This is a genomic window from Vibrio mediterranei (genome assembly GCF_013364395.1).
Lineage (GTDB): Bacteria > Pseudomonadota > Gammaproteobacteria > Enterobacterales > Vibrionaceae > Vibrio > Vibrio mediterranei.
Genome location: NZ_JABXGK010000008.1, coordinates 1277079 through 1297515, shown reverse-complemented (window position 1 = coordinate 1297515; position 20437 = coordinate 1277079). Strand labels below are relative to the sequence as shown.

The following is a 20437-nucleotide window of genomic DNA, read 5'->3' as shown; positions in this document are numbered from 1 at the left end:
TGACAATAAAATAAAAAACCACTAGTCACTCGATTTTCTAGCTAATCAGCATCTATGCTGTATACATGAGCTGAATGCAATCAATGAGTTAATCATGGATCCATTATCCCAAGGAGTGCTAGGTGCCTCTTTGTCTCAATCATTAAGTAGAAAAAAACAAATAGTCGTTGCTGGTATATTGGGTCTGCTCGCGGGAATGTCCCCTGACTTAGATGTGCTTATTCGTTCGCATGATGATCCTTTGTTGTTCTTAGAGTTTCATCGCCAATTCACACATTCATTGTTTTTCATCCCTATTGGTAGCTTAATTTGTGCGTGGGTGCTACATCCTTTGATTGCGAAAAGACATGGACTTTCCTTTAAACAAAGTTGGCTTTACTGCACGTTAGGTTATAGCACTCATGCATTATTAGACTCTTGCACTAGTTATGGAACTCAATTGTTGTGGCCGTTTACTAATGAGCGTTATGCATGGAGCACGGTTTCGGTCATTGATCCTATCTATACGCTACCTATTTTGATACTGGTCGTTTTGGCAACGTTTAAGCGTAAAACATGGTTAGCCCGATTGGCTTTTTTGTGGGCTGTTATGTACCCAACGATAGGCATGATTCAAAGAGACCGAGCGGAAGCAACTGGTTGGCAATTGGCTAACGAAAGACAGCATACCCCGATTAAACTAGAGGCCAAGCCGAGCTTTGCTAACATATTACTGTGGAAAGTAGTCTACGAAACCAGCGATCGATATTATGTCGATGCAGTTAGAGTAGGAAGTACAGTGAAAACATACCCTGGACAATCCGTACCTAAACTTGATGTGAATAGAGATTTTCCTTGGCTCGATCCTAACTCACAACAAGCTATCGATATCGAACGCTTTCGATGGTTTTCTAACGGATATGTTGCACAAGATCCTGATGACAAGACACGAGTCATCGACGTTCGATATTCTATAATTCCGAATCAAGTTAAATCACTTTGGAGCATCAAGCTTTCTCCTTCCGCGGACATAAAATCTCACGTTGAATATCATACTCATAGAGACAGCAGTCCTGAGTCCCGCGAAGTGTTCTTTGGAATGTTGTTCGATTCATACTAAGAACACTCAATCGAAGCGCCTAGGTACAGCTCGGAGATTCTAGAGTCTGTCCATGGTTATTCCTATACAGGTAGGAATCTAATAACAGCATTTAGGATAACCTAGTTAGTTTATCAATAAACCTTTCAGTTGCAGTCTGTAGGTTTTCTTGTCACATCACTCCAACTATCATTACAGGATCCTGGAACGTTCGCCCAAGTGACGCTTTGATCACAAAAATACCACCTTGGTATTGTATTGGTATTATTTTGAATAGTACCATTGTTTTGTACCCTACAGTACCTAAGGATTAGAAATGAAAACGACAAACATCAAACTATCTTCAATGATGTTCATTGAATGGTTTATATGGGGCGCATGGTTCGTCCCGTTATGGCAAATACTAAGTACCAACGGTTTTACCCCAACAGAGATTGCATGGTCATACGCTTGTACTGCAATTGCAGCGATCTTATCGCCAATCTTGGTAGGTTCTATCACCGACCGATTTTTCCCAGCGCAGAAAGTACTCTCTGTGATGTTGTTGGCAGGCGCGGTACTCATGTATTTAGCGGCACAACAAACTGAATTCGCCACCTTTTTCCCGCTTTTACTTGGCTATTCACTGACCTACATGCCAACGATTGCACTGACAAACAGCATTGCTTTTTCTAATGTAGAAGATGTCGAACGTGATTTTCCACGCATTCGTGTGATGGGGACGATTGGTTGGATTGCCTCGGGTGTTGCGATTGGCTTTTTGCCTTCTTGGTTAGGTTACGGTGACATTTCTTCAAGCAATATTCCGCTTATTATTACGGCTGCAAGTTCGGCGTTATTAGGCATATTCGCTTTAACTTTGCCTAATACACCGCCAAAGAGTACCGGAAAACTAGACTTAAAAGTCATGCTTGGTCTTGATGCGATGGTGCTATTGAAAGATCGAAACTTCTTGGCGTTCTTTGTATGTTCATTCATGTTTAGTATGCCACTCGCGTTTTATTACATCTTTGCAAACGGCTTCCTAACAGAAGTAGGTATGAGTAACGCAACAGGTTGGATGACGCTGGGTCAGTTCTCTGAAATCTTCTTTATGTTAGCACTACCATTCTTTACTAAACGATTTGGTATTAAAAAGGTATTGCTTCTTGGTCTTGCTACGGCCGCCATCCGTTATGGATTCTTTGTCTACGGCAGCGCAGACACATGGTATCTGTACTCACTATTGTTCTTGGGCATTTTGCTACACGGCGTAAGCTACGACTTCTACTTTGTAACCGCTTATATTTATGTTGATAAGAAAGCGCCAGCACACATGCGTACTGCTGCTCAAGGTTTGATTACGCTAGGTTGTCAGGGTATTGGTAGCTTGCTTGGTTATCGCCTTGGTGGTGTCTTAATGGAAAAAATGTTTGCATACGACACACCACAAAACGGCTTAACGTTTGACTGGGCAGGTATGTGGGGATTTGGTGGCGTCATGATCGCGATCATCCTAGCCATCTTTATGTACTTCTTCCGTGAGCCTAATGGTGAGATAAAACCAATCCAAATGGCTGATCAGCAAGATTCCTCTAGTGCAGAACAAAAAGCACAAGCTTAAATTTCAGCCCTGCCCGATGTGTTTAATTCATGTTGGGCAGGACGTTTAACCCTTTTTTTGGTAAGTAAGATGACGATTACAAAACAAGACAGAATCCTTGGCACTTTTTATGGTCAAGCACTCGGTGACTCAATGGGGATGCCATCTGAACTTTGGCCTCGCAGTCGAGTAAAAGCCCATTTTGGTTGGATTGACCGTTTTCTTGATGGTCCTGAAGATAACAATGCTGCGTGTTACTTTAAAGCATGTCAATTTACCGATGATACATCAATGGCACTTGCGTTGGCTGACGCAATTATTGAATGTGATGGTCAAATTGTTCCTGAAGTCATCGCTCGTAATGTACTAACGTGGGCAGAAGGATTTGATGCGTTTAATAAAAATATTTTTGGCCCAAGTTCAAAAGCGGCAATGCGCTCGATTAAAGAAGGAGTAGCGATTAGTGAGTTGGAGAACAATGGAGTAACTAATGGCGCTGCGATGCGTGTGTCGCCTATGGGTTGCCTGTTACCAACAAATAACCATGACGACTTCATCGAGCAAGTTGCATTAGCTTCAAGTCCTACTCACAAGTCGGATGTTGCTATTTCAGGAGCTGTCATTATTGCTTGGGCAATATCGAAAGCAATTGAAGGGCACTCTTGGACAGAGATTAAAGATCAACTACCAGCGATTGCTCATACTGCACAAACAAAGAATGTCACGACGTTCAGTGCATCTATGGCATCACGTGTCGGACTAGCTCTGCAGGTGGCAGAAGAGAGATGTGGTATCGAAGAGCGAATGGAGAAAATCTATAACCTAGTGGGCGCTGGTGTAAGTACGATTGAGTCTGTACCGGCAGCGATTGCGATGGTTGAACTGGCCGAAACTGATCCAAACCGCTGTGCAATTTTGTGTGCAAACCTAGGTGGTGATACTGATACCATTGGCGCAATGGCAACAGCAATTTGCGGTGCATTGAATGGTATTCAAGCAATTGACGCTGCGCTCAAGCAGCAGTTAGATAATGAAAACCAGCTAAACTTTGAAGAATACGCGTGCAAATTCCTTTCTCTTCGGGAAGCTAAGGAGCAGGGCCATGCCTCATAATGCACTAATTGAATTAATTCCGACACTTAACAACAAACGTCAATTATGCTTAATCGGCGCTGCTGTCGTCGACATTGTGACCGAAACCCCTTGCTTACCTGAGCGAGGCGGTGACTTGGAAATGCAAGAAAAGGGCATTCATATTGGTGGTTGTGCGCTTAATATCGCGATTGCAGTTAAACGTCTAGGCCTGCAGTCGACCAATGCTTTACCCATCGGAAGTGGAAAATGGGCAGACTTAATTCGTCACTCAATGGAGGAGAAAGGACTACAAAGCAACCTAACCGATCCAAGTGGAGACAATGGCTGGTGCTTAGCCCTTGTTGAACCAGATGGCGAAAGAACGTTTCTTTCTGTCAGTGGTGTGGAAAACAACTGGAATAAAGAAAATCTAAGTCAGCTATCGATCAATGATGACGCGATTATCTATTTATCTGGTTACCAGCTAGCTTCAGATTGTGGCGTAGAAATTATCAATTGGTTAGAAACGCTACCAAATTCTATTCAATTGTTTATCGATTTTGGTCCGCGTATCGCTGACATCGAACCGGTTTTACTTGAGCGGTTGTTGCTCTTGAAGCCAATCATTTCGCTTAACCGTCAAGAAGCAGAGCACCTAGGGATGAAAGACAGTCAACGCTTTGTGGAACAATGGTATTCACGTTATCACTGCCCGTTGATTTTACGAATTGATAGTGACGGTGCGCTATTTAGCAATGGAGAGTCTCATGGAGTCGTTGCACCATTTGCGGCGCAGGTTGTTGATACGATTGGGGCCGGTGATACTCATGCTGGTGGTGTGCTTGCTGGTTTGAGTTCTGGGTGGGAACTGGCCGATGCTGTCCTTCTCGGTAATGCAGTTGCATCATACGTAGTTAGTCATGAAGGCGGCGACTGTGCTCCAAATGTTGTCAAAATCTCAGATTATCTTCGACAATATTAAAATATTGTAATTATAAAAGGGGCTTAACACTCGGTTAAGCCTCATCACTTTCACCATCAATCTAATCGAAGGTCGTTCGGCTCCGAGCGATGCTCATAAGTAATTATCATGAATAACAAAGCTATAAGGATCCTAGCCACAGGTTGCGGGATTAATCTGTGCATCGGTGTGCTTTATACATGGAGTGTGTTTAAAAATGCCCTTATTGAATTAGGCTGGAGCCACACGCAAGCGTCTTTGCCATATACCATTACTATCGTCACATTATCATTAGCGCTTCTGGTGGCAGGGCGTATTCAAGATCAAATTGGCCCGAAGAAGGTACTGATGCTTGGTACATTAATGGCTGGTGGAGGGATGGCATTATCGAGTCTATCTATTACTCCCATGAACTTATGTTTGAGCTTTGGAATGTTGACAGGTTCCGGTATTGGTTTTTCTTATGCGTGTCTTAATCCGACTGCAATGAAATGGTTTCACGCTTCCAGAAAAGGAATGGTCAATGGCGCGCTGGCTACAGCCTTTGGCTTGGCGGCACTGTATCTTGCACCTCTAACTAGTGTGCTGTTTTCTGTACTCGGGTTAGAAGTGAGTTTGCAGATCCTTGGGCTTGGTTTGTTGCTGATTGCGTTTCCTTTGGCGTGCTCTTTCACCAATCCACCTTCAGATTTCAAACCTAAACCTGCAAACATGAAACGTGAATCGAAAGCTAAAGCTCAAAGTACCGACGTGCTATGGCGAGATATGCTATCGACGCGTCCTTTTTATCTACTATGGTTTGCTTATGCATTTGGGGCATCTGCAGGGCTAATGATCATCGCAAACATTACCTCGATCGCATCAGAACAAGGGAACATTATAGATGGTGCATATTTGGTAGTAGCGTTAGCAATTTTCAACTCAGGCGGTCGATTAGCCACTGGCTTATTGAGTGATAAGATCGGTTCGATCAAAACCCTTGCTCTAGCTATGTTACTACAATTAGTAAATATGCTGCTGTTTGCTCAATTTGATTCGTCTTTCACCTTAATTCTTGGTGCAGGTTTAGCCGGTATTGGCTATGGCGCTTTACTTGCAGTTTTCCCTTCTGTTATGGCGGAGCTATATGGGTTGAAAAACTTCGGCACCAACTACGGTATTTTATACACGGCGTGGGGCGTTGGAGGATTTATTGGCCCAGTGCTCGCGGGCTGGTCGGTCGATACATTTGGAACTTACGATCTCGCTTACTCTACGTGCGCTGTTTTAGTTTTTGTTGCTACGATATTGTTGCTTGTGGTCAAACCAAAAGAGGATGCGAAGCAAGTCGTTGCTGTCACGTGAGATAAATAAAAAGTTGAAACTTGCCTGTTTCAGCTTTTTTCGTCGCCCTATCTAATCCTTTCCAATATCAGGTATAATGCAAAAATTGCTGATAAAAATAAGAACGTTATGACAACCTACCAGCCTCTTATCGAACTGATACTGACTCGTATTGAACAAAAAGATAAATCACCGCTGTATATGAAGATATCTGAATCAGTAAAGGTCGCCACTGAACAGAAAATCTTAAAAAGTGGAGATTTTATTCCCACGGAGCGTGAGTTCAGCGATTTGTTAGGAGTCTCAAGGATAACGATTCGAAAAGCGCTAGACGTGCTCGATAAAGATGGCGTCATTGTTCGCTCTCGTGGTTTGGGGACCATGATTAGCGACACGGTAGAGTATTCAGGTAAAGCTGCGACAGGTTTTTCTCAACAAGTCGTGTTAAAAGGGAAAAAGCCAGATACGCTTTGGATCAAGAAAGACACTGTATCTTGTGTGGCGGAAATCGCCCAAACCCTAAACCTTAAAGAGGGGGAGGAAGTGTTTCTTTTAAAGCGCGTTCGTTATATTGATGAGCAAGCGGTATCAATTGAAGAATCTTACGTTCCATCTGATTTGATTCAAGATCCAGATGACATCCAGTTATCTTTGTACGATTACTTCCACAGTCAAAACATAACACCTTCAAGAACGCAAAGTCGTGTGTCGGCAAAAATGCCAACAGAAGAGTCACTTGAGAAGCTTAATATAGACTCGACAACTCCCGTATTGCTCATTGAACAAACCGCGTTTGACAATTCAGGGCGTCCAATCGAATACAGTATCAATCATTGTCGAGGTGACCTGTACGTGTTTGTCAGCGAGTAAAGTAGTAATACAGTTTGCAAAGAAACCACACCGCTTGCTGGCGGCGTGGTTGTGGTATTTCATAGCTAGAAAACTAGCGGAGCTGATTTAACAATTTTGAATTAATCGCACTCTAGCCCCACTGTTTTAGCCTTCTCAGACTCAAGCTCAGCCATATTTTTCGTTTGCTTGAACGATTCATCAAACAGCACTTTCTTTTCTTCTGCACTTTCAATTTCGTCGGTCACGTCAACCTTCAATATTAAGTTCAAACCAAGTGCAACGAGAGAACCTGTGGTAATTCCCGAACCTAGAATAACTCTTAAGGAATCTGGGAAGTAGGTCAATGTTTCAGGACGAATCGTCACTGTCATTCCGGCGGCGACACCCAGAGCAACAATCAACATATCGCGCTTGGTAAAGTTCAGACGAGACAGAATGTTGATACCGGATGAGATGATCATTGAGAACATAACGATGCCAGCACCACCTAACACGCTGCTAGGAATAGTAACGACTAGGCCACCTATCTTAGGAATCAACCCTGCACAAACCATAATGACGCCAGTAAAGGCGACCACATGGCGACTTGCAACACCAGTAATCGAGACAATACCAACGTTTTGGCTGAATGAAGAAAACGGTGTAGTACCGACAACGGACGCTAAAGCACTACCCACACCATCACATAAGATACCACTGGAAAGTTTTTTACCCGTGAGCTTCGTTTTGGTGGCATCGCTTAGGGCTAAGAAATCCCCAGTAGATTCCATAATAGTGACCAAGTAAGCGATGGACATACCAATAATGCCAGCTACAGTGAATTCAATGCCAAACGGCAATAGGTCTGGAGTAGCAAAAATGGTCGCCTCTTTTACAGGTGTGAAGTCCACCATGCCCAATGCCAACGCAATCAGATATCCAACAGCAATACCAATAACGATAGATGCCGCACCGAAGATCCCCTTGCCAAAGTTAGAAATTGCGATAATCAATAAAAGAACGAAAGTGCCGAGAGCAAGATTTTCTAACCGTCCGTATCCTTCTTGGCCTACAAAGCCTCCCGCGATCCAGTCGATACCGACAGGGAGTATGGTAAGACCGATCAATACAACGACCGTTCCGGATACGACGGGCGGGAACAACTTGCGTATTTGAGGCATAAATTTGGAGCCAATGATCATGACCAAGGAGCCAACCAATGCCGCTCCAAAGATGGCAGCAACACCAGATTCAATGCCAATAGAGATAGAGATAGCAACAAACGTAAAGCTTGTGCCCATAACAACCGGAAGTCTAATGCCTATTACTCCAACGCCTTTACATTGGATGATAGTAACGACTCCCGATACCAGTAACGCCGCATTAACTAAGACAATCATTTCATTAGTCGGAAGGCCAATGGCACTTCCCACAACTAAAGGTACCGCAATGATTGCCCCCATAGCCGCCAGCATATGTTGAAATGCTAATAGTAACGATGTTCCAAATGGCGGTTTATCCTCAACTTCATATGTTAACTTCATACTACGTCCTTCTATTCACCACTTAATAAATTCGTCAGCAATAGAGCAAGTTATGTTCCAAGAGCTTTGACAACCAATTATTACGTTTAGCTTTTTAGAGACTCGTTGGAGTTTTGCGATGGTAATAATTAATTTTTGATTGATGGATTTGTGAGCATGCAGATCTCCGAGTTTAGTGGTGATTAACCGTGAACCTCGAAAGGGTAAGAAGGTGTCAAGTTGATAGTTAGTGGCGATAACGAGGTTATCATTTTGATAGCTAAGCTTTGAGCAGATGGTTAAAACGACGGGTTTGTTTCATTTTTACTAACGTCAACGTCGTAAATAGACTAAGATACACGGCCTTTATCTAGCCCAGAGCCAAGAGAGTAATGACTGACAAAACATCTCCAACAACATTCGCTGACCTAGGTCTGATTCCAACCCTAGTTGAGCGACTAGAGGAGTTGGAATACAGCCAACCGACTCCAATCCAATCTCACACCATTCCTTACCTACTTGAAGGGCGTGATCTTGTTGGTGGTGCGAATACGGGTTCTGGTAAAACTGCCGCGTTTTCGCTGCCGATTCTGCAAAAAATCTGTCAACAGGACAAACCTAACAGTCGTCGTGGCAACACGGTTTCTCACCTAATTCTTGTTCCTACGCGCGAACTAGCGTCACAGGTGGCGTATAACGTTAAATCGTACTCATATCATCTACGAAATGAGATAAAAACGGTTGCTGTATTCGGTGGTGTCTCAGCAAACCCTCAAATGCTAGCGCTTCGAGGTGGTAGCGACATTGTTGTGGCAACACCTGGACGATTACTTGATCTGGTATCAAGTAATGCTATTAAGCTAGACCAAGTGCAAACACTAGTACTAGATGAAGCGGACCGTATGTTGAGCTTGGGCTTTACAGAAGAGCTCAACAAAATTCTTGCTTTGCTACCAGAGAAAAAACAGACGTTACTATTTTCAGCAACTTTTCCTGAGAAAGTAACAAGTCTGGCGCAGCATTTACTTAGCGACCCTGTTGAAGTGCAATTGCAAAGTGCTGAAACCAGTACTCTCGTGCAACGTGTGTTTAGCGTGAATAAAGGTCAAAAGACGGCGGTACTTGCGCACTTAATCAAACAGCATCAATGGCGACAAGCGTTAATCTTTGTTAATGCCAAGAATAGCTGCAACCATTTAGCACAAAAGCTATCAAAACGCGGTATCACTGCAGAGGTTTTCCATGGTGATAAAGGGCAGGGTGCTCGTACACGTGTGCTAGAAGGGTTTAAATCTGGCGACATTCAAGTCCTGATCGCAACCGACATCGCAGCTCGTGGCCTTGACATTGAAAAGCTACCGGTCGTGATCAACTTTGACCTGCCACGCAGTCCCGCCGATTATATGCACCGTATCGGGCGCAGTGGCCGCGCAGGAGAAGTTGGTCTTGGTTTATCTCTTATCGATTACGACGACTACCATCACTTTAAAGTGATAGAAAAGAAAAATAAGTTCCGTCTTGAACGCGAACAAGTTGCAGGATTTGAAGTGGATGATGACCAGAGTGAAGCTTATTTCGCACCCATGAAACCACGAGCAAAACCGGCTGGAACGGGTAAGAAAAAGAAGAATCGAAATCAATAGAGCAACGCTGATTAAGATTAGATAGAAATCATTGCGGACTAGTTTTGGCCGCAATGATAATTCATTATAGTTGTGCTTAATGATTTGCTATTAACACAACAATGTTCAAAACACTAAACACAGTTAGCCACTCAACGTTCACTTACAAAGACTGAAGATGACGATAGAGACTAAATAAGTTTAATTGTTCCATCTTATCGTTTTATCCCTATATCCACGTATTCTAACGTCTCATTACCCCTTAGCGATTCAGCTATTGCCAACAAAACCGATGACATAAACCATACCAAGCATGACAAATTTCATGCACTAAAGTCGCTATCATCCTAGAACTTTATATTCACGAGCTGGTCACAAGCTCGTGTATCAATAATTGGTGTGAATGATGGCAAAAACTTGGATGGTCTCGGCTGTGTGTATGGCGCTGCTCGGCGGTGGTGCGTATTTCTATCTACAATCTTCGGAGCAGCCGTTAGCTTTTCCTACTCTGGCGGTAGAAAAAGGAACCATTGAGAAACAGGCGGTGGCCGTTGGTAATATCGTGCCTGCTCACTCAGTATCCATCAAATCTCAGATTGATGGCATTGTAGGTGAGATTTATGTCAGCGTCGGTGAAAAAGTCAAACAAGGTCAACCGCTTATCAAGGTTCGCCCAAATCCAACACCTCAAGCGTTAACCGATGCTTCAACCGATTTGATGCGCAGTGAAGCAGAGCTTGAATCAGCCAAGCAAAAGCTTGCCAACTTAAAGAGCTTAGTTGAGCAGGACATTATTCCTAAGAACTACGATGAGTACGTAAGCGCTCGTTCGTCGGTGAAATCTGCTCAAGCCAATGTGTTGCAAAAGCGTCAGAACCTTGAGCTTATTCGTAGCGGTGAAGCCTCCATCGGTAATGCTCGTCTGACATCCACTATCTACGCGCCGATTGATGGTACGGTTCTTAATCGCAAAGTTGAAGTTGGTGAACCAATAATCTCCACCCAATCCAACCAAGAAGCCACCGCCATGATGTCGCTAGCGGACATGAATAGTTTAATTTTCAAAGGCAGTGTCAGTGAACATGACGCCGCTCAATTATCTCCAGGAATGCCTGTTGTGTTGACCGTTGCACCGTACCCTGATGTGGAAATTACCGGAGTACTGTCCAAGGTTGCTATTCAGTCTGAAAACTTAAATTCACCAGCAAGTAACTCATCGGCAAAGAGTTTCGACAATGGATTTGGCGTTGAGGTGGGTGAGCTGTCGATCCCTAAAGGGGTTGTGTTGCGTTCAGGCTTTTCCTCGACAGCTAAAATTACCCTGAAGAAGTCAGAAAATGTCTTAACCCTGCCTGAGCGGGCACTGCAATTTAATGGCGACACACCCAATGTATTGATCCCCGATGCTTCTGAGCAGGGCTTCCACACACAACCAGTGAAACTTGGTCTATCGGATGGCATCAATGTCGAGGTGCTCGATGGAGTTGAGTTGAACGAAGAGATTATCGACAACAGCATGATGGCAGGAGTCACACATGGCTAAGTTATCTTTGTCGAAATTAGGGTGTGCGGTATTAATAACTACCTTGAGCTTACCAAGTTATGCGATTTCTATAGAGCAAGCTTGGCAACAGGCAAAACAAAATGACCCGAATTATGAAAAAGCTAAAATTGGCGTGCAACTGGGTGAAGTGGGAGTTGAGGCACGGCGCAGTTCTCTACTCCCAGGCTTAAGTGCCAATGCCTCTGCTAATTGGAGTGAGTCGACAGACAATTCGAATAGCTACGGGGCAACACTGTCTCAAACCATTTGGGATAGCAGTTTATGGTCAGATTTAGATCTGGCGAATGCGAACTACATCAAAGCACAACTAGAGCTATCTCGCTCACACAACGAATTGGCGCAAAGACTGTTGTCTTCATACTTGGACGTAGCAAGTGCGCAGGGAGATCTTCAACTGGCTAAGTCTAAGCTAGAAGAAGGCAATAAGCTGCTGAAGATTATCGAGAAGCGCTACCGTGCCGGTAAAGTAAAATCTGTGGACGTAGAAGAGATTCGCGCGACTCAAGTATCTGAACAAGCGGGTATTTTGAGCGCGCAAGCTGACTTAGAAGTAAAAAGAGCAACACTTGCCGAACTTATCAATCAAACGCCAAAAAACGTTGACCAAATTCGTACCGACTCCGTTGCGGAGCCACCTATGTTGGTGAACTCACAACAACAATGGCTAAAGCTTGCGAAAGACAGCAGTCCAGAACTGCTGGTGGCAGCGCAGAATGTTAAAGCGAGCGAATTTGCGAGAGATTCTGCTAAAGGTGGCTATTACCCTACATTAAAGGGAGATGTGGGTTACAACGGTGGTGACCAACGCAAAGACGGTGAGTTCAGTGCCGGTATTACCCTAAGTGTCCCCATTGACCTCAATGGCTCGACGCGTGCCAAAGTAGATGAAGCATCACTTAATATTCTCAGCGCCAAGCAGGACTTTCGTAAAGTAGAAATCGATATCCATAAACGAGTGGTGCAGCAATTTACTCAAGTGGAGATCAATTGGAATCAAGTTCTGATGGCAGACAAACTGGTGATATCTCGAGAGAAAGTTCTGCGCAGTAAAGAGAAACTATACGATGCTGGATTGCTGGAAGTGTCAGAGGTAATCAACGCCCACAACAGCCTGTTTGAAGCAAAAAACAGTCTACAAACCAATCTGTACAATTATTGGCGCCAGCGCATAGGCTTATTGCAAACGGCAGGAAAGCTGGATGATGACACGATCGCATTGATATCTCGAGCTCTTAACTCATGACCAATCTGTTGCAGCAAACATGGCAAACTCTGCTGGCGCACCGCATGAAAAGTGCGCTCGCAATTATTGCCATTGCTTGGGGTGTCATCTCCGTGGTGGTGTTGATTGCACTTGGAGAGGGCTTTTATCGTCACCAAACTCAACAGCTATCTTTCTTGATGAATAATGTACAGGTTGCATTTCCTTCTAGTACCAGCAAGGCCTGGCAAGGCTTACCTTCTAGACGCCAGATCACCATTTCCCAAGAACAAGTTGAAAGAATAAAAAACACCGGCTTCGTCGACGCTGTGTCCAGTGTTTACGCCAAATGGGATGCCAGCGTTACCAATGAAAAAGGGCAAAACTTATCGAGCAGTGTAAACGGTATCGACTCTAGCTATTTCTCCCTTATGCAAAGTAAGTTCGAACCCACCTCGCGCCATATCTCGCCTAGTGATATTGCTAATCACACTCGTGTAGCAGTGTTAGGCGACCAAATTGCTAAGATGGGAGGCCTCTCCATTGGTCATACCGTCAAAGTGAACGGCATTCCTTTTCTGGTGATTGGCGTGCTCAAAGATGAAGATTCCGCCAGCTTTTTCAGTGATAGTCGCACTGTGTACATTCCTCAAACTACTTATCGTGACTTATGGAACGTTAAACCATGGATGCTGTTAATGAAGCCTATTGAGGGCATGGATGCGCATTCGTTTAGAAAAAGTGTTGCCGATTTTTATTCGAAGCTGCTTCATTTTGATCCCACAGATAGAGACGCTATTGATATGCCAGACTTTAGCGAGGGTGCTTCCATGATTAAGGGGATCTTCAGAGGTATCCAGATATTCTTGGGCGCAAGTGGCGCCATGACCATGGCAGTTGGTGCGCTTGGTGTTGCTAATATTATGTTCCTGTCTGTTACCGAAAGAACCAGAGAAATTGGTGTGCGCCTAGCAGTGGGAGCAACGCAGAAATCGATTCTGAATCAGTTTATCCTTGAAGGGCTTATTCTTGTCGCCGTTGGAACGGCGCTAGGGTTGGCGTTTGCCTTTGCTACTGTGATGTTACTTAACTCCATCGCTCTTCCCGAGTGGTTAGGCACACCCGTGATAACTGGAGGCTCCATTACTTGGTCGCTACTGGTTACTCTGATTTTAGCGTTGATGGCCTCTTATTTTCCTGCGAGACGAGGTTCACGCCTTACTCCGGTTATTGCCTCAAGTGCGAGGGCGTAGCGATGTTGTTACCAATAAGACAAATCTTTCAGGAAATGTCAGCAGAAAAGTTGCGTTTGGGTTTAACCATATTGGCGGTGGCTTGGGCAACGCTATGTATTGCTGCCATGCTTGCTGTCGGTGAGGGTATTCGTCAAGGAGTACTGAAAACGGCGCAAAATGGCAATGGCAACTTGATCTACTTAACTGGCGGCATCGCCAGTATCGACCATGGCGCTTTCCACCAAGGTAAGTTTCTTAAGCTAAAAAAAGAGGATGTCCAAGTTATCAAGGCGTTACCTGAAGTAGCCAGTGTCGCTCCTACTGCTCAATGGAACGAAAACATCACGGTTGGCGATAGAGGTTCATGGAAACAACCGATAGCTGTTCCGACCGATTTTGCGTCGATGACTAACCTAATCCCGTTGCCGGGAGGGCGATGGTTGAACCCGCTAGACCAAAAGCAGATGCGCAAAGTGGTTGTGCTTGGCTATTCATTGGCTGCAGATCTGTTTAATCCAACTGACGACTATAACTGGTTTGCGACGGTGACTTTACAAGCGGATCCTGTTGGAAAAAAGGTGAAAATTGGCAGTGAGGAATTTACGGTTGTTGGGGTTTTGGCGAAGAATAGCGGACGAGTTGAGCAAGGGGATGGCATTAACTATTCGAGCTTTGTACCGCTGGCTACTTGGCAACGGTTTCACACCAATGGAGACATTGGCGGTATAAACGTCGAACCTAAAGCCGATGTGGACCGCAAAAGGTTGGCGCAAATCATTCGCCAAGTCATCGCTCGTAAACACGGAGCAAGCGTCCATGATGAGCAAGTAATTCAAGTGGAAGACATGTTCCTACGACAAAAAAGTATGCAGCAGTTTCTTATTGGCTTACAAAGCTTCCTCGGCATTATTGGTTTTGTCACTCTTGCGGTGGCAGGTGTTGGGATTGCCAATGTCATGTATGCGACGGTAAAGCGTTCAACTCGCGACATTGGCGTTCGTATGGCGGTGGGGGCAACGCCTACGGCTATCCGTGTTCATTATTTAGTTCAATCTCTTATGACCATGATGATGGGTGGTGCGTTAGGGTTAGGTGTCACTTACGCTCTGATCTCTGCGATTAGCACCATCAGCCTTGAGGGCAATGCGTTCTATGAACAACTCGGAAAGCCTGTGCCTGAATTATCTTGGATTGTGGTCGCGATTGTGATCGTTACCCTAATGATTATCGGTGTCGCATCAGCTTGGTTACCCGCCAACAGAGCGGCCAAAGTCAGCCCGCTGGAGGCATTACAAAGTGAGTAACCATAACGCGAAACAAAACTTGGCAAATATGCCTCTTGTTGAGCTGACTAATATTTGCAAATACTACGCCAGTGGTGAAATGGAAGTACGGGCATTAGATGGCGTTGACTTAACCATTAACCAAGGTGAATTCCTGTCGATTCTTGGTCCTTCGGGTTCTGGAAAGTCGACCCTAATGAACATGCTTGGCTGCCTAGATAAACCTAGCGATGGGGACTATTTATTAGCAGGCCAGAACGTCGCGAGTTTAACCGCTAATGCTCTAGCTGCAATTCGAAACCAGAAGATTGGCTTTGTGTTCCAAAGCTTCAATTTACTTGAATACGCTACCGCACTCGACAATGTAGCGTTACCTCTGGTGTACGGCGGAATTAAAGCCAAAGAGCGTCGCCAGCGTGCGGCAAAACTTCTAGAGCAGGTAGGCTTAGGGGACCGCCTTGACCATAAACCGAACCAACTATCTGGTGGTCAAAAGCAGCGAGTTGCCATTGCTAGAGCCTTGGTAAATGACCCTCAAATTATCCTAGCTGATGAACCCACAGGCGCATTGGACTCGAAGTCAGGCGCTGAGATTGAAGCATTGTTTAATCAACTTCATGAGGAAGGCAGAACACTCATTATTGTTACTCACGACAATGCATTAGCAGAGCGTACTAAACGTATTATTACTATTAAAGATGGTAAGGTGATTTCAGATAGAGCGCCGACTTAGAGCTTCTGCGTAAGATTCATTCAATGAGTTAACATGCCGACTACTATCTTCGTGAGGGAATATAATTAGTGGCGGCATGCATTCTATTAAGTTAGCGCTGTGCTTAGTTCGTTACTTGATAGCATACGTCTGGAAAATCAGCCCACCAATTTCGTTGATGATTTGGTTACGTTCAGACATCGATAGGTCGGTTTGTGTTAGATAAATGCTGATGACCAATGGTTTGCGATTGTCAGCCCAAATAGCACCAGTAAAACCACGTGAACCATTAGCGCCTGCACCAGAGCGGTCTGCGATAGACCATCCTTGCGGTAGAACCGATCGTAGCAATGAATCTGAAACCGTGTTCCCTTGCATCCAAGCCATTAACTGATTTTTCGAGCCTTGATTCAGGGCCCCTTCAAATAGAAGACGATGCAGTGTGGTATTCATCGCATTTGGTGTTGTTGTATCCCGTTTATCGCCTGAAAGTGCCTGATTTAACTCTGGTTCAATGCGGTCTAATCGAGTCACGTCATCTTGGTTCAAACGTAGAAACTCAGTGAGTCCTTGAGGTCCCCCTATGGAATGCAGAACGATATTGGCTGCAGTGTTGTCGCTCGTTTCCATTGTCGCTTCACAAGCTTTGCTGACGGTAATGGAACTGCCCACCATTTTCTCTGTAACCGGTGACCAAGGAATAAGTTTGTCAGACGTTATGGGAGCCAAAGCGTTCTTGTCTAGCTCTCCTGAGTCAGCGTCATGTAACATCTTTGCGCATGCCAGAGTTTTAAACGTGCTCATCATAGGAAAGCGTTCATTGCCTCGATAGTGCCATTGCTGTTGATTTCTGGAATCCAAAACGGAGACGCCGATGCGTCCCGAGATTCGTTGCTCAATTGATGCTATAGACTCATCGAGCGTTGAGGCAGATGAAAAGAAAGATATAAGTATGAGGCTCAAGAGCAAAACAGGTTTTTTCATGGTTTCAGTTTTTTACAGGAAAGCGAGTTTACGGTGCGGAGTATTACTAGGGAAACAGTATTATTCAACCGTCAAAATGCGCACAGTGCTTAATATGTTCAATGAACAACGGTATCTTGTTGGCTACATGCCTTCTTGACGCGTAAAATGCATATAGCACCAAGTCATCAGGTTGATGTTCCATTTCTATCACTTTCAAAGCACCAGAACTCAGTTCACCTTGGCATATGTCTCTAGGGAGAATTGCCAGCCCTATACCAGAGAGCGCGCCTGTTTTAGCGAGATGTCCGCTATTGACCTTAAAAGAAGACTTAACTTTTTGGGTAATTCGTTCACCGCTGTCCGTTTTGAAAACCCACGGTTCGCCATTGATCGCGGTCAGACTGCTAATGCAAGGAATGTGTTGTAAGTCAGTGGTCTTAAAGGGTATAGGGTAACGATCAAGAAGTTCCGGAGCACCGACTACAATACTAGGCCAGCGTTTAATTTCCCTCGCTACCAAATTGGTATCGTCAAGATTCCCACGATGGAATTTTAAAATTACATCGAACCCGTTGAATAAGTCCTCCTTGGGGCTGACGCTGGTATCACAACTAAGCGATATTGAGGGGTGTTTTTCGCAGAAACTTACCACGGCATTAGCCAACACAGGGGAGTCGGGCATCAGTATTCTCAACTGTCCAACGGCCTCTTGAGAATGATACGTAACCTCTTCAAGTGCATCATTAAGCTTATTTAGCAGTGGCTGTGTGAGTAGATATAGGTGCTCCCCAGCACTTGTCGGCGCAATTCTTCTAGTCGTTCTATCGAAGAGTCGGGTATCAAGTCGCTCTTCAAGCAAGCTGATATGGCGACTGAGATTGGAGGTTGGAAGTTGGAGAAACTCCGCGGCACGTTTAAAGCTCATGTTTTCGTACACACAATGAAAGCTCTTTAGCCATTGTTGGTCAATTCTCTCAAGCACGACTCATTGTCCCAAAATGTTGGATTAAGTAACTCAATATCGACACTTTATTGCTAATTATGAGTTTATACAATGATGAAATCAATTAAATCACGAAGGTATAAACGCGCATGAGTTGGCTTGAAAAGCTATTACATAGAAAAAAACTGGTTAGTAATCGCAAAGCAAACATACCCGAAGGTTTGTGGATAAAGTGCTCTCAATGCGGCCACATTCTTTACAACAAAGCGTTGCAACTGAGTTTGGAGGTATGCCCCAAATGTAGTCACCATATGCGAATAACAGCACGTCGGCGTCTCGCTAGTTTCTTAGATACCGAGGGACAGGTTGAAATTGCAAGTCACTATCAACCAGAAGATATCTTGGGTTTTAAAGATAAAAAGCATTACACCGACCGCTTAGCTTCAGCACAAAAAGAAACTGGGGAGAAAGATGCCCTCGTCGCAATGAAGGGACAGCTTATGGGGTTGCCTGTTGTTGCCTGCGCGTTTGAGTTTTCGTTTATGGCTGGTTCTTTGGGGGTGGTAGCAGGCGCTCGGTTTGTTCACGCTGTTAACGTCGCGAGAGATAGCAATTGTGGCCTAGTGTGTTTTTCAGCTTGTGGTGGTGCACGGATGCAAGAATCTTTAATGGCATTGATGCAAATGGCCAAAACCAGTGCCGCTTTGAATCAACTATCAATGGCTGGATTACCTTATATTTCCGTCCTCACTGACCAAACATATGGCGGTGTGTCTGCTAGCATCGCTATGCTAGGTGACATTAATATTGGTGAACCCCAAGCAAGAATTGGCTTCGCTGGGCGCAGAGTCATTGAGCAAACCGTACGTGAAGAATTGCCAGAAGACTTTCAGCAAAGTGAGTTTCTTTTGGAGCATGGGGCGTTAGATATGATTGTGGATAGGCGCGATATGAGAAATCGAATCGCTGAGCTTTTATCTAAGATGACCAATAGTCAGTTGGTGGAAGAGAGTGATTAAGCATTTACACTGATTTACTCTCCCTGACGTAGGGTTACATTAGAAGGAGTAGAGTTAAAGCTCAACAGGAGCGTTATTATGAACAAACTCTATTCAATGGTGCTCGCCCTCATCCTGGCTATCATCTTTATCTGGCTTCAAGCGGAGCCTTCATTGGTCGCCAATGAAACCTTCATGCAGTGGCGAAGCGCCTTAATCCAAATCACGGGTATCGTTTCAGTACTTCTATTAACTCTAGTGATGTTGCTCGCTTTGAGATTACCACTGATTGAGAATTTTACCCGAGGCTTAGATAAGTCTTATCGCCTACATAAATGGGTAGCAATTTATGCTGTTATCATAGGCGTTATTCACTGGCTACTTGCTATCGTACCAAAGCAACTGGTGCGTGCGGGGTATCTTGAACGACCTCAGCGTGGTGCTTCGTCCATCGACCCTGACTCTTTCTATGCTTTAATTCGTCCTTTGCGTGGCAGTGCGGAAACAATGGGCGAGTGGACGTTGTACCTATTTGTCGGTTTAACGGTATTGGCGTTATTTGCTCCTGTTCGCTATAAGTTTTTTAGATGGACTCATAAACTGATGGCGATTGCCTTTATCGCTATCGGCTATCACTCGCTGATTCTTCTCAAACACTTATATTGGGATAACATTATCACACCAATCACTGTGTTCGTTGTTCTTGCGGGCATTACGGCTGCCATTTTGAGTGTGATTGGGTGGATTGGCAAAGACAACAAACATGCTGGCACTATCAGTGAGGTGGTTTATAGCAAAGAAAATCATACGACGCGACTTTCCGTCCATCTTCCAAGTTGGAGAGGTCATTTAGCTGGTCAGTTTGCGTTTGTAAGGATCGGCAGCGAAGAACCTCACCCGTTCACTATCGCTTCAGTAGATAGTAAACAGCGCAATGTAAGCTTTTTAATTAAGGCTCTTGGCGACTTTACTGGCAACATTCATAAGCAAGTTCAAATAGGACAACAGATAGAAGTTGAAGGTCCGTATGGCAAGTTCGATTTTGACGATAGTAAAAAGCAAGTATGGATTGCTGGGGGGATTGGTTGCGCGGCGTTTAAAGCCCGATTGGATGAACTCGCCCAACAACCAGATAGAGGTGGAGTTGTTTTCTATTATTGTACCGAGAGCCCATCGCCTTCTTTGATCATAGAGATGGAAAGTGCAGCCAGAAAAGCAAACGTTGAGTTTCATGTGATCGATAATCGGCTAAAACCTTTTTTGTCTATTGAGCAGATACGCCAAAAACATCCTGATATTGCGCAGCGAAGCATTTGGTTTTGCGGTCCTGTTGGATTTAGGAAGGCGTTGCTGGGTCAACTTAAGGCAATCAGATTCGACACAAAGAATTTTCATTCAGAGTTGTTCAACTTTCGTTGATCTTGTTTAGTTCGGATTCTCTCACAAGGTTCAAAGGTGCTGTTTGATGTGTTCAACCAAAAATAAACTAATGGTTGGTAATTGAACTGGCACAGAAAGACTGCAATATTGAACGACGAAAC

The 20437-nt window shown here is 44.5% G+C and carries 17 protein-coding genes; 14 read left to right on the top strand and 3 right to left on the bottom strand.

Annotation, left to right across the window (positions count from 1 at the left end; all coding sequences use genetic code 11):
- Window positions 1-94: 94 nt before the first annotated feature.
- The 6 genes from HOP38_RS22885 to HOP38_RS22860 all read left to right on the top strand — a co-directional run bounded on the left by HOP38_RS22885 (window position 95) and on the right by HOP38_RS22860 (window position 6888).
- Window positions 95-1099: a metal-dependent hydrolase gene (locus tag HOP38_RS22885; protein WP_198559083.1), complete on the top strand. Its 1005-nt coding sequence runs from the start codon at window positions 95-97 to the stop codon at window positions 1097-1099.
- A 295-nt stretch (window positions 1100-1394) separates the two neighbouring features.
- The gene (locus tag HOP38_RS22880) at window positions 1395-2681 is read left to right on the top strand and encodes a nucleoside permease (protein WP_006069431.1); all 1287 of its coding nucleotides are present in this window, start codon (window positions 1395-1397) and stop codon (window positions 2679-2681) included.
- 69 nt (window positions 2682-2750) lie between these two features.
- Window positions 2751-3773: an ADP-ribosylglycohydrolase family protein gene (locus HOP38_RS22875; RefSeq protein WP_198559082.1), complete on the top strand. Its 1023-nt coding sequence runs from the start codon at window positions 2751-2753 to the stop codon at window positions 3771-3773.
- Window positions 3763-4716, top strand: a complete 954-nt coding sequence (locus tag HOP38_RS22870) for a PfkB family carbohydrate kinase (protein ID WP_198559081.1) — start codon at window positions 3763-3765, stop codon at window positions 4714-4716. The genes HOP38_RS22875 and HOP38_RS22870 overlap by 11 nt, the downstream gene beginning before the upstream one ends.
- 108 nt (window positions 4717-4824) lie before the next feature.
- Window positions 4825-6039 carry an L-lactate MFS transporter gene (locus tag HOP38_RS22865; RefSeq protein ID WP_198559080.1) on the top strand — a complete coding sequence of 405 codons (1215 nt, stop codon included), beginning with the start codon at window positions 4825-4827 and terminating at the stop codon, window positions 6037-6039.
- Between the two features lie 108 nt (window positions 6040-6147).
- The gene (locus HOP38_RS22860) at window positions 6148-6888 is read left to right on the top strand and encodes a GntR family transcriptional regulator (protein ID WP_006069435.1); all 741 of its coding nucleotides are present in this window, start codon (window positions 6148-6150) and stop codon (window positions 6886-6888) included.
- Window positions 6889-6989: 101 nt separating this feature from the next.
- On the opposite strand, the gene HOP38_RS22855 is transcribed toward HOP38_RS22860, so the two are convergent.
- Window positions 6990-8393 (bottom strand): uracil-xanthine permease family protein, encoded by a 1404-nt coding sequence (locus HOP38_RS22855; RefSeq protein WP_198559079.1) that lies wholly within the window; start codon window positions 8391-8393, stop codon window positions 6990-6992.
- A 371-nt stretch (window positions 8394-8764) separates the two neighbouring features.
- Here HOP38_RS22855 and HOP38_RS22850 point away from each other — a divergent pair, with 371 nt between their 5' ends.
- From HOP38_RS22850 to HOP38_RS22825, 6 genes are all read left to right on the top strand, one after another.
- Window positions 8765-10015, top strand: a complete 1251-nt coding sequence (locus HOP38_RS22850; protein WP_124941298.1) for a DEAD/DEAH box helicase — start codon at window positions 8765-8767, stop codon at window positions 10013-10015.
- Window positions 10016-10400: 385 nt separating this feature from the next.
- On the top strand, window positions 10401-11537 hold the full coding sequence (locus HOP38_RS22845; protein WP_006069444.1) for an efflux RND transporter periplasmic adaptor subunit: 1137 nt from the start codon (window positions 10401-10403) through the stop codon (window positions 11535-11537).
- Window positions 11530-12801 (top strand): TolC family protein, encoded by a 1272-nt coding sequence (locus HOP38_RS22840; RefSeq protein ID WP_198559078.1) that lies wholly within the window; start codon window positions 11530-11532, stop codon window positions 12799-12801. The genes HOP38_RS22845 and HOP38_RS22840 overlap by 8 nt, the downstream gene beginning before the upstream one ends.
- Window positions 12798-14012 (top strand): ABC transporter permease, encoded by a 1215-nt coding sequence (locus HOP38_RS22835; protein ID WP_198559077.1) that lies wholly within the window; start codon window positions 12798-12800, stop codon window positions 14010-14012. Before HOP38_RS22840 ends, HOP38_RS22835 begins: the two co-directional genes overlap by 4 nt.
- Window positions 14013-14014: 2 nt before the next feature.
- Entirely contained in the window at window positions 14015-15298 is a 1284-nt protein-coding gene (locus tag HOP38_RS22830) for an ABC transporter permease (protein WP_198559076.1), read from the top strand.
- Between the two features lie 19 nt (window positions 15299-15317).
- Window positions 15318-16010 carry an ABC transporter ATP-binding protein gene (locus HOP38_RS22825; RefSeq protein ID WP_277950910.1) on the top strand — a complete coding sequence of 231 codons (693 nt, stop codon included), beginning with the start codon at window positions 15318-15320 and terminating at the stop codon, window positions 16008-16010.
- A 111-nt stretch (window positions 16011-16121) separates the two neighbouring features.
- Here the strand turns inward: HOP38_RS22825 and bla are convergent, their stop codons facing one another.
- Window positions 16122-16973, bottom strand: coding sequence for a class A beta-lactamase (gene bla, locus HOP38_RS22820; protein WP_031493826.1), 852 nt, complete (start codon window positions 16971-16973; stop codon window positions 16122-16124).
- A 64-nt stretch (window positions 16974-17037) separates the two neighbouring features.
- Window positions 17038-17937 (bottom strand): LysR family transcriptional regulator, encoded by a 900-nt coding sequence (locus HOP38_RS22815; RefSeq protein WP_062462132.1) that lies wholly within the window; start codon window positions 17935-17937, stop codon window positions 17038-17040.
- Window positions 17938-18047: 110 nt separating this feature from the next.
- Between HOP38_RS22815 and accD the strand changes: the two genes are divergently transcribed.
- Together accD and HOP38_RS22805 are read left to right on the top strand one after the other, a co-directional pair.
- A complete protein-coding gene (gene accD / locus HOP38_RS22810) occupies window positions 18048-18917 on the top strand; it encodes an acetyl-CoA carboxylase, carboxyltransferase subunit beta (RefSeq protein ID WP_198559075.1) in 870 nt (289 codons plus the stop codon).
- A 78-nt stretch (window positions 18918-18995) separates the two neighbouring features.
- Entirely contained in the window at window positions 18996-20315 is a 1320-nt protein-coding gene (locus tag HOP38_RS22805) for a ferredoxin reductase family protein (protein WP_198559074.1), read from the top strand.
- Window positions 20316-20437 lie beyond the last annotated feature (122 nt).

What these genes read in the sequence shown, in the direction of transcription:
- HOP38_RS22830 (WP_198559076.1), top strand. Translation starts at nt 14,015, where the DNA reads ATGTTGTTACCAATAAGACAAATCTTTCAGGAAATGTCAGCAGAAAAG.
- HOP38_RS22845 (WP_006069444.1), top strand. Translation starts at nt 10,401, where the DNA reads ATGGCAAAAACTTGGATGGTCTCGGCTGTGTGTATGGCGCTGCTCGGC.
- HOP38_RS22875 (WP_198559082.1), top strand. Translation starts at nt 2,751, where the DNA reads ATGACGATTACAAAACAAGACAGAATCCTTGGCACTTTTTATGGTCAA.
- HOP38_RS22880 (WP_006069431.1), top strand. Translation starts at nt 1,395, where the DNA reads ATGAAAACGACAAACATCAAACTATCTTCAATGATGTTCATTGAATGG.
- HOP38_RS22870 (WP_198559081.1), top strand. Translation starts at nt 3,763, where the DNA reads ATGCCTCATAATGCACTAATTGAATTAATTCCGACACTTAACAACAAA.
- HOP38_RS22835 (WP_198559077.1), top strand. Translation starts at nt 12,798, where the DNA reads ATGACCAATCTGTTGCAGCAAACATGGCAAACTCTGCTGGCGCACCGC.
- HOP38_RS22850 (WP_124941298.1), top strand. Translation starts at nt 8,765, where the DNA reads ATGACTGACAAAACATCTCCAACAACATTCGCTGACCTAGGTCTGATT.
- HOP38_RS22865 (WP_198559080.1), top strand. Translation starts at nt 4,825, where the DNA reads ATGAATAACAAAGCTATAAGGATCCTAGCCACAGGTTGCGGGATTAAT.
- accD (WP_198559075.1), top strand. Translation starts at nt 18,048, where the DNA reads ATGAGTTGGCTTGAAAAGCTATTACATAGAAAAAAACTGGTTAGTAAT.
- HOP38_RS22855 (WP_198559079.1), bottom strand. Translation starts at nt 8,393, where the DNA reads ATGAAGTTAACATATGAAGTTGAGGATAAACCGCCATTTGGAACATCG.
- bla (WP_031493826.1), bottom strand. Translation starts at nt 16,973, where the DNA reads ATGAAAAAACCTGTTTTGCTCTTGAGCCTCATACTTATATCTTTCTTT.
- HOP38_RS22805 (WP_198559074.1), top strand. Translation starts at nt 18,996, where the DNA reads ATGAACAAACTCTATTCAATGGTGCTCGCCCTCATCCTGGCTATCATC.
- HOP38_RS22840 (WP_198559078.1), top strand. Translation starts at nt 11,530, where the DNA reads ATGGCTAAGTTATCTTTGTCGAAATTAGGGTGTGCGGTATTAATAACT.
- HOP38_RS22860 (WP_006069435.1), top strand. Translation starts at nt 6,148, where the DNA reads ATGACAACCTACCAGCCTCTTATCGAACTGATACTGACTCGTATTGAA.
- HOP38_RS22885 (WP_198559083.1), top strand. Translation starts at nt 95, where the DNA reads ATGGATCCATTATCCCAAGGAGTGCTAGGTGCCTCTTTGTCTCAATCA.